At 43.2% G+C, this 9,073-nt stretch carries 11 protein-coding genes and 1 pseudogene; 5 read left to right on the forward strand and 7 right to left on the reverse strand.

The window, feature by feature from the left end; translation table 11 throughout:
* Together MMY81_RS32280 and MMY81_RS32285 are read right to left on the reverse strand one after the other, a co-directional pair.
* A partial coding sequence (locus tag MMY81_RS32280; protein ID WP_252316035.1) for an acetate--CoA ligase occupies nt 1–877 on the reverse strand: 877 nt, incomplete at its 3' end.
* A 148-nt stretch (nt 878–1,025) separates the two neighbouring features.
* Complete coding sequence (locus MMY81_RS32285) at nt 1,026–1,409, reverse strand: sulfurtransferase (RefSeq protein ID WP_252316036.1); 384 nt, start codon at nt 1,407–1,409, stop codon at nt 1,026–1,028.
* 186 nt (nt 1,410–1,595) lie between these two features.
* Here MMY81_RS32285 and MMY81_RS32290 point away from each other — a divergent pair, with 186 nt between their 5' ends.
* A complete protein-coding gene (locus MMY81_RS32290) occupies nt 1,596–1,928 on the forward strand; it encodes a metal-sulfur cluster assembly factor (RefSeq protein ID WP_252316037.1) in 333 nt (110 codons plus the stop codon).
* Between the two features lie 102 nt (nt 1,929–2,030).
* On the opposite strand, the gene MMY81_RS32295 is transcribed toward MMY81_RS32290, so the two are convergent.
* The 3 genes from MMY81_RS32295 to MMY81_RS32305 form a co-directional block, all read right to left on the reverse strand.
* On the reverse strand, nt 2,031–2,177 hold the full coding sequence (locus tag MMY81_RS32295) for a hypothetical protein (RefSeq protein ID WP_252316038.1): 147 nt from the start codon (nt 2,175–2,177) through the stop codon (nt 2,031–2,033).
* Between the two features lie 97 nt (nt 2,178–2,274).
* The gene (locus MMY81_RS32300; RefSeq protein ID WP_308215555.1) at nt 2,275–2,715 is read right to left on the reverse strand and encodes a DinB/UmuC family translesion DNA polymerase; all 441 of its coding nucleotides are present in this window, start codon (nt 2,713–2,715) and stop codon (nt 2,275–2,277) included.
* Nucleotides 2,661–3,281 carry a Y-family DNA polymerase gene (locus tag MMY81_RS32305; RefSeq protein ID WP_308215553.1) on the reverse strand — a complete coding sequence of 207 codons (621 nt, stop codon included), beginning with the start codon at nt 3,279–3,281 and terminating at the stop codon, nt 2,661–2,663. Before MMY81_RS32305 ends, MMY81_RS32300 begins: the two co-directional genes overlap by 55 nt.
* A gap of 547 nt (nt 3,282–3,828) precedes the next feature.
* Here MMY81_RS32305 and MMY81_RS32310 point away from each other — a divergent pair.
* From MMY81_RS32310 to MMY81_RS32325, 4 genes and pseudogenes are all read left to right on the forward strand, one after another.
* A complete protein-coding gene (locus tag MMY81_RS32310; protein ID WP_252316040.1) occupies nt 3,829–4,071 on the forward strand; it encodes an OsmC family protein in 243 nt (80 codons plus the stop codon).
* Nucleotides 4,072–4,286: 215 nt separating this feature from the next.
* Nucleotides 4,287–5,222, forward strand: coding sequence for a YsnF/AvaK domain-containing protein (locus MMY81_RS32315; protein WP_252316041.1), 936 nt, complete (start codon nt 4,287–4,289; stop codon nt 5,220–5,222).
* 192 nt (nt 5,223–5,414) lie between these two features.
* A pseudogene (gene purT / locus MMY81_RS32320) lies at nt 5,415–6,594 on the forward strand (formate-dependent phosphoribosylglycinamide formyltransferase).
* A gap of 103 nt (nt 6,595–6,697) precedes the next feature.
* Complete coding sequence (locus tag MMY81_RS32325; protein ID WP_252316042.1) at nt 6,698–6,892, forward strand: hypothetical protein; 195 nt, start codon at nt 6,698–6,700, stop codon at nt 6,890–6,892.
* 143 nt (nt 6,893–7,035) lie between these two features.
* Here the strand turns inward: MMY81_RS32325 and MMY81_RS34750 are convergent, their stop codons facing one another.
* A complete protein-coding gene (locus tag MMY81_RS34750; protein WP_308215554.1) occupies nt 7,036–7,449 on the reverse strand; it encodes a YihY/virulence factor BrkB family protein in 414 nt (137 codons plus the stop codon).
* Nucleotides 7,446–7,712 carry a YhjD/YihY/BrkB family envelope integrity protein gene (locus tag MMY81_RS32340; RefSeq protein ID WP_308215556.1) on the reverse strand — a complete coding sequence of 89 codons (267 nt, stop codon included), beginning with the start codon at nt 7,710–7,712 and terminating at the stop codon, nt 7,446–7,448. The genes MMY81_RS34750 and MMY81_RS32340 overlap by 4 nt, the downstream gene beginning before the upstream one ends.
* Between the last annotated feature and the right edge of the window lie 1,361 nt (nt 7,713–9,073).

The raw sequence follows: 9,073 nt of genomic DNA on the forward strand, positions 1-9,073 counted from the left end.
TTCGGAGATGAGGGAGTTTGTAAGAGCCAAGATTGTCGACTTTTGCCATTAAGCGGTATTCGGTAGGCGTGCAGCATAATACTTGGATATTCTCATCCTGAAGCAGCTGCAAATAAGTATCCGGCTTAAACCCTCCATTATATACAAATGCAGTGGCTCCGAGCATAACAGTGGAGAGAAACGGGCTCCACACCCACTTCTGCCATCCCGGCGCTGCCGTAGCCCAGACGATATCATTTTCCCTGACGTCAAGCCACTCTTTAGCCGCTGTTCTTACGTGGGCATAGGCCCAGGCATGAGTATGAATAACACCTTTAGGATTTCCAGTGGTGCCGGAAGTGTAGGATAGAAAAGCTACATCACTGCTGTTTGTATCTGCGGTGGCAAGCTCCTTTTCCTTCGTCCCGGCCAGGGCATCGGCCTGAAGCCAGCCGTCCACCGCTCCTCCAATTGTCATTTTAAACTGCAAGTAGGGCAGCTCTTCAGTGATAGCATCTACTTCTTCTGTCGAATGATGATGGGCGATAATTCCGACAGCTTCTGAATGGTGAAGGCGGTAGATAAGATCTTTTGAGCGCAGCATCTCCGAACAAGGAATGGCAACTGCTCCAATTTTCAGGCAGGCAAGATATATCATATAAGCTTCTGGAAGCCGCGGAACGATAATAAGAATTTTATCTCCTTTTTGTATTCCCTGATCCAGCAGCACCCCTGCAAACTGGCTGGCCTTTTCCAAAAGGGTTTTGTAGGAAACATCACGACGCTCTTTTTTTTCGTTCATCCACCGAATGGCGGTTTTCTGGTCATCATTTCTGTAGGCGTCCAGCTCATTTACAATGTTGTATTGAGCCGGTGCAAGCAGATCCTCTCTCTTCATATGTGGGGCCTCCTTTAGTTGAATTAATGCAAGTATACTAGAATAGATAAAAGAAAGGTAGAGAACAATGAACAGCTGTTCATTAATAAAATGAAAAAAGAAAACAACCGAATAATTAGCTGCTTTCTATTGATAAATATACGTGGTACTAATTACATGGAGCTTTAAGCGGCTGTCTTCCATGCGTGCTGCGCTCTACAATGGTATAACGGGCAACATGTATATTATTTCTGCGAAGCAGCCGAATGGCAAGGTTTTTCGATACTTTGTCTGGAGCTATTAGAAAAACATGCTGCTTCTCAATAGTAGGCAGGTATCTTTTTAAATACGGATAGGGGAGCACCTGTGCCTCAGATACCGGATTGTGTGCTGCGTCCTGGTATTCCCGGATATCTAATATAATAGTATCTCTTGAAAGAAGAGCCCTGTCAGGGAGGTCGGTACATGACGCCCGGCCGGCTGGAACCCATCGGGCCGATAAGTGATACGCGGCCGCCAGGCCAAGGATAATAGCAGTAATCCATAGCAGCATGCTGAGTTGTTCTCCTTTCATTAAAAGAATGAAGTAAAAATACAAATGTACGCTTGCAAAGTACATGATGAAGTATACTATAAATAAGCCGGTATTGAACAGTTATCTGCTGGAAAAAAGCAGGAATTTGTTCTATTGAGCCGAATTTTGTTATACTTTTTATAGAAAGAACGGGAGGTAGATAGCATGACAGATGAAAAACAGGAAATGATTGACCGAGTTTATGCAGAACTGGAAAATGTTATTGATCCGGAACTGGATATCGATATAGTCAATCTAGGCTTAATATACAATGTAGAACTTGATGATGAGAACAATGTCAAAATCACCATGACATTAACCGCTATGGGATGTCCTTTAGCAGCAACGATAGTAAGCGACATAAAGAGTTCGCTGGAAGAGCTGCAGGAATTCGGTGAAATTAAAGAGGTTGAGGTCGACATTGTATGGAGCCCGCAGTGGGATAAGAGTATGATGTCCCGTTATGCAAAAATTGCGTTAGGTGTCCACGAATCATAAGAAACACAGGAAAGCCAGGCAGCCGCCTGGCTTTTTTTATGGAAAAATAGAATGGGTTACATCAATTAAGATATACTATAAAATAAGAGCGGCTTCTGCGCGTCAGCGGATAATTCTGCGGATCAGTCTCCCGGCCTGTCTTCCAACAAGACGGCGGGCAATCCTTTTTCCTATTGTCCCATTTCGAACGGCCTGGGCATCTCCCATCGTTCTTGATGCCCTGAAAAGCAGTCGGCTCAGTTTATGCATATCAATTCCTCCTTAGCATCTGATGTTTACATATACCACCTTTTATAATAGAAGAAACAAAATTATTTATAATGGCCGCCGATTTTCCTGGCACGTATTACAGCCTGGAGAGAGAGGAAGCATACAGAACGGCATCCATACCATACTTATCCTTCAGCTGATCAATAGTATGATACAGCATTTCCAGATCCTCTTCACTGTTAAACAAGTTTAATTGTTTATACTTATCCGGTTGAAGGCCGCTCAAGGAGATGCCGAGGCTTCTAATCGGAGTGCCGTCCCAAGAGTCCTTAAACAAAGCAGAAGCAGTCTCAAAGATGACCTTTCCACTGTTTGTTGGTTCGAACAGCCGCTGCTGGCGCTGGAAAGATCGTGGAAATCCGTGTTGCTTTCCGACGGCTCCAGCACTGACTACCTGACCTAAAGAGGCATGCTGCCTGCACCGTCTGCTGACTTCTTCACTCAGCTCCCGGAGTACTACTTTTATCTCTGACCAGTGGTAATAGTCACGGGCAGGGTCATATGATGGCCGATGGATTTTCTTTTTTGATGAGTGTCGGAAGAAACGGGGGAACCATCACGCCCATGGGCTGTCTGCCAGAGAAGTTCTCCGTTTATACCCCATCTTTTCTTTAAGTCCTGAAGCGGATACCGGGCCAGCTGGCCGATGGTGCGGATCCCCATGTTAAGAAGGTGCGCTTCCATCCGGCTGCCTACGCTGAATAGTTTTTTTATCGGAAGAGGCCACAGCTGTTCAGAGACATTAGCATCACACAGAACAGCGGTCCCTGTTTTGTTTTCTTTCGCAAAATGATCGCAGGCCATTTTGGCATAAACCTTTGTAGGGCCAATGCCGATACGGGCCTGGACACCAATTTCCCGCAGCAGTCGCTGCTTTATGTGCCTGGCAAGCAGTTCTGCTTTTTCATAGGACATGAAAGGAAAATCCAGAAATACTTCATCAATACTGTAGGGCTCAACGGACGTACTGTACTGTTCCAAAAAAAGTGGAAATCGTAACCGATACGTCGACGTAAAACTGCATATGGGGTTTGAGTATATGTACGTGCGCACATTTGTTACGCGCCTGCCAGATCGGTTCACAGTTTGTATGCCGTATGATTTAGCTTGCGGAACAGGCAGCTAAAATAACACCGCTACGATAGAAGGATCCCCGGCCACAACAACAGGCTGTCCTGTTAATAAAGGATGGGCCATTTTTTTCCAAATTGGCATAAAAAGACTGCATATCAATTAAAAAGATAATCCGGTTATTCACCGTACAGCACCTCTTTTTCCTGATTAAAATACAAACATTTGTTCGTGTAAAAGTATATACTATTACAAACAGCATGAAAAGAGGCTATGCTTAAAGAATGATAAAAGGGAATAGTCGGCTATTACTAAATTCAAGGAGGAGTATCAATGAGTAAGCCTATTGAAATTAACGACTATTAACATTGAGCAGCATGAACCGCCGCACCGTAAAGCTTATATTGAGGGATTTGAAGAGCCGTTTCCATTACGGCGTACATGGAGGAGTAAAAGAGTTCTACGGCGTTTCTCCTGAAACGGAATATCCATCCCACCGCTCGATCATATTGTTGCCTCAGCAGGCGGCTGACTTACCGGGACTTTATCCGCGCGCTGGATGCGCGCGGCATACCAACCTTATCCGAATAAGTTAAAAGCTGTCGCAAAAGGAACCATTGAAGCGCCGGAAGGCGTACTGAAAATCACAAAAATTGATGTGCATTTTGAATTAAGTATTCCAGCCGGCAAGAAAGATCCGGCTGAAAGAGCGCTTAAAGTTTTTGACAAAGGCTGTCCTGTAGCCCAGACGTTAAATGGCTGCATTGACTTCCATTACACATGGGACATAACAGAAGAATAACGCCAGTTTAAGGGTTCTCCTATGAATAAGGGGAACTCTTTTTTTCTTTACTAGGACGTAGGATAGAGATTGTTTCCAAACGAAACAGTCTTTTGTCTTGAGTTTGCTTTAATGCAAGAGAATTTAGTTTTAAAAAGCGGAGGAAGGGAAGGTAAACCATAGCATACTAAATAAAGAAACGAACAGATACCTATATTAAATGGAGGTTTTATAAGATGGAAACAAGAGTGATTGGATCTTACCAAAACGAACAGCAGGCAATTGGTGCAGTAGCTGGACTTAAAGAACAGGGACTTGAATCCAATGATATTTCAATTGTATTAAACAATAAAGACAGCGCGGCCTACCTTTCTAAAGAAACAGGTGCAAACATTCATTTAGAGCATACAAAAGAAGGCAGCAGCGGAAGCGGTCTTGTAGAAAACTTAAAAGAAGCGCTCTCGCCGGAACAGCAGGCAGAAGAATCAGACGTTACCTTAATTCGTCTCGGACTTACAGCAGAAGATGCTGAAAGATATGATACGGATATTAGAGAAGGAAATATTATTGTTGTGGCTCACGAAGGCACAGCCGTCCCATCAAGAAGCTTTACGGAGCACACGGCGACTGCGTCTTCAGCACAAGAAAAAGAAACGCATGCAACAGAAAAAAAATCTCCATCATTAAAAGCGGTCCCATCTGAAAAACAATCTGCAGAACATCGTCCGGAAACAGCTTCTGCGAAGCGCGAAGCTGATGCTGAAACAGAAGAACAGCAGGCTCTGCGTCTGCATGAAGAAAAGCTGGATGTGAGCAAGAAAAAAGTAGAAAAAGGCGAAGTGGAAGTCAGAAAAGAAGTAGTAGAAGTTGAAAAAACGATTAAAGTACCGGTACAGCGTGAAGAAGTATACGTGGAAAGACGCGCGGTTTCCGAAGAAGATCAAGATGCCACGGGTGCAAAAATCGGTGAATTCTCAGAGGAATCGGAAGAAATCAGAGTCCCAGTTGTAGAAGAACAAATTGAAATCAAAAAAACGCCGATTGTTACAGATGAAGTTATTGTCGGCAAAAGAAAATATCAGGAAACAAAAGAAACCACGGAAAAAGTAAAGCGTGAAGAAGCCCGTATTGATGGAGAAGAAAACATTAAGCCGGAAAATAGAGATAAGTAATAGAACAAAACTGTCTGTAATGAGGGGTTCCCCCGTTACAGGCAGTTTTTTTGTGGATTACAATAAAAATCTCTATTACATCAAAAGCGAATAATAATTTATATATTTATATTTTTTGTTCGTGATTTTGTTGAAAATAAAGCAGGAGAGATTGTAAGATAGGAAGGACTACGATTTTTTAGGAGGAAACGAATGAATATAGGAGCCCCATTACAACAAAAAGCAATAAAGCTGATGATTTTAGGATCTGGTGAACTTGGAAAAGAAGTTATTTTAGAGGCACAGCGCCTGGGTGTAGAAACAATCGCTGTAGATAGGTATGACGGAGCTCCGGCGATGCAGATCGCCCATCGTTCTTATGTGATCGATATGCTGGAGGAGAGTAAATTAAAAGAAATTGTACGCTGGGAAAAGCCGGACTATATTGTTCCTGAAATTGAAGCCCTGGCAACAGAGGCACTAATTGAACTGGAAGAAGAAGGATTTCATGTTATTCCCACAGCAAGAGCAGCCCATTTGACCATGGACCGGGAAGGCATCCGCCGTCTGGCAAGCGAAGAACTGAATATCCCTACAGCCTCTTACCAATTCGCAGATAACCTGCAGGAGCTTGAACTGGCAGTGAAAGAAATCGGTACGCCCTGTGTGATTAAACCTGTAATGAGTTCCTCAGGAAAAGGCCAGACCGTTTGCCGGTCCGAAGCAGATATACAAAACTCCTGGCAGGAGGCAGTCGGCAGCGGGAGAGGAAAGAAAAATCGGGTCATTGTTGAATCTTTTATTCCTTTTGAGTCTGAAATTACATTATTGACCGTGCAGTCTATTTCCGGTATTTCCTACTGTGAACCTATTGGGCACGAACAAAAGGATGGAGATTATATTCAGTCATGGCAGCCTCACCCAATGTCTGCATCCCAGCTCGAAGAAGCAAAAAAAATAGCTCAAAAAGTAACCTCTGCTTTAGGCGGGTATGGATTATTCGGCGTAGAACTCTTTTTGACAAAAGACAGCGTATATTTTAGTGAAGTATCCCCCGCCCCCACGATACTGGAATGGTTACACTGGCTACCCAGCATTTATCAGAATTTGCCCTTCATGTCCGGGCTGTACTCGGTCTTCCGGTTGAAGGTATTGTATTTCACCGCGCAGGAGCATCTTACGCAGTGAAAGCAGAGAAAGAATCGAGCAGCTATCATATTGAAGGTGCTGCGGAAGCGCTGCAGATTCCGGAAACCGAACTTCGGATTTTGGAAAGCCGGAAACAAAGCCGGGGAGGCGGATGGCTGTGACAATAAGCCTCGGCGCAGATGTGGAAGAAGCAAAACAGCGTTCTAAACAGGCAGCAGAAAAAATAACCATTGTGGAGGAATAAATCTGCAATCAAAACGTAATAGTATTTTTCGTCATAAGGACTTTTCCTTTTAAAAATGTATGGTATTGTAAAAGCATAAATGAGTAGAATGGGAGAGGAACAGATGCTTAAATCAATATCGGCTCTGGGTCTGGCTGTTGTCATCAGCGCAGCGAGTGCAGCAGGAGCGTCTACAGTAACCGCCTTGGAAAAAGATGATGATAAAAATATAAAGCAGGCAGCAGAAAGCGTTCCCTATGAAGTGGATGTTGATATTTCATCGGATGAAATAACGGCTTCTGCCAAGAAAAAACTATAAATAGACGAAAGCCCCCGCGTTCCAGAGGAACACGGGGGTTTTGGCTATAGCTTGAAAGGAAGAGACCTATGACTCCTGAACAGAAATATCACTGCTGTGCTACGTGCAGATGGTTTCGGATAGAAAAGAAGACAGGGCAGCCTTCAGTCAAAAGCTGCATCCGGCTTGGATTTGAAACAAAGCCGCACTACCAGTTTAACTGCTGGGATCCCCGGGAGGATATTAAACAAAGAATAGCGGAAGAGAGCTCTTAGGAAAAAACGCTCAGAGTGGAAAAGCTTGCTGTGACGATGTAGAATAGCGTTTACTTCACCGCCTATAATAAACGTAAATCCGGTTAAATACAGCCACAGCATTAAAACAATAATACCTCCGAGACTACCGTAGGTGGCGGAGAAGTTTCCGAAATTTGAAATGTAGACGGAGAAGCCGAAGCTGACTCCCTGCCATAGAATCGTTGCCACAAGCGCTCCGGGAATAACGTGACGAAGCGGAAAGCGCATCGATGTAGCAAAATAGTAAAGAAAAGACAACGCGCTTGAGACAATGATAATCAACAGCGTCCACCGGAACACATTAAGCAGTAAAGCAGTACCTGTTTCAATATTGAGCCAGTTGTGTCAATGTTTTCAATAATTAAGTTGCCGAAAACTGATAATACCAGTGTTACTAAAAGCGCAAAAATAAGCGCAATGGTCAGGGCGATAGAAAGCAGCCGCATCACTATAAATGAACGGGTTTCTTCTAAATTAAAGGCCGTGTTGGCAGCTTCCATAAAAGCATTTACCCCGTTTGAGGCGGTCCATATGGTACCTATAATACCAAAGGTGAGGAGGCCTCCCTGAGGGTCGTGATGACATCGATAACGTTATCTTGAATCAGCTGTAGAAAAGCTTCGGGAAGCGCCGCTGCCCAAAAGTTCGAATACCTGGTCCACATCGAGATTAAGATAAGGCAGAATAGATAAGATAAGGATAATCATAGGGAATAAGAAAAAGGTAGAAAAAGCCTGCTGGCGGCAAGGCCGACAGCCCGGTCATTTATTATTTCCTGAATCAGTGTTCATAAAGTAAAAAAAACGGCCATAATGGCTTACTCCTCCTGGTGTATTAAAAATAGATGCGATCATAGTAATTATTCGACAAAATCAGCAATAAGTGTTTTAAAAGGCTGATTAATAGGGAATACTTATTAGTGCCTATTATAGAAAGGGTGAAGAATATGATTAGAACGATTTTAATGATTGTTGGACTTGTAGTAGTAATTAGTATTATCCTATCGTTTATCTAAATGATATAAAATTATGTATAATGACATCATGAATACTATCATACTTGAAGGTTCCCTAATCATTTAGGGAACTTTTTCATATAGAAAAGGATAGAAAAGAGGACCCTGTTTATGTATGAAGAAATGCTCGTTTTACTTCTGCTCGGATTACAGCAGTGCTGCTTAGGCTCCCGGTTCTTGGTTCTTTTTTAGCATTGTTTCATACATTGATCCATGAGAATGGGCATGTGGCAGCTGCGAAGTGGACAGGCGGCAGAGCTCATGCTGTTTCTTTGTTTATAACGCAGCGGGCTGGCTTTAACGAGCCATCAGGGGAAATCAGGAGCAGTACTTACAATCGCGGCAGGATATGTATTTGCTTCAGCTGTAAGTGTTCTGTATATTTACGCTCTGCTGATGCAGTGGTATACACCGTTGATGATTGTCCTATGTTTTACTGCTTCTCTACAATATCATGTTTCTTGTAAAGAACATAGTTGGCATTCTTTGGCTCGTCAGTGTATTTTTATTAATTGGCGTGCTGTATGTGAATCAGGCGTATGAAGCGAGCATTACCTGCTGTATATTATTGGAAGCACTCTTCTTGTACAGGCATTCTTATCCAGTTTATTTGTATGGAAAATGAGCAGACACCATGCCGTGCTTCAGGAGATGCCGTTCTTCTTGAAAAAGCTACCAGAATCCCGGCTTCTTTTTGGGGATTTTCTTTTTGGTACAGGGAACGGTGTGTTTTATTGCGGGAACGTGGATGCTTCTAAGAGAAGGCCTGCCGTTTATATAAGCTGCACTCCAGAGAAAAAAGGAAAAGCTTCCACCTAAGGGCGGAAGCTTTTTAGTGTTGTTAATCATTAGAAGGAACGTTCCAAGACCTATAATAATGAGAATAATAAA

This window comes from Sinobaca sp. H24 (genome assembly GCF_023845525.1).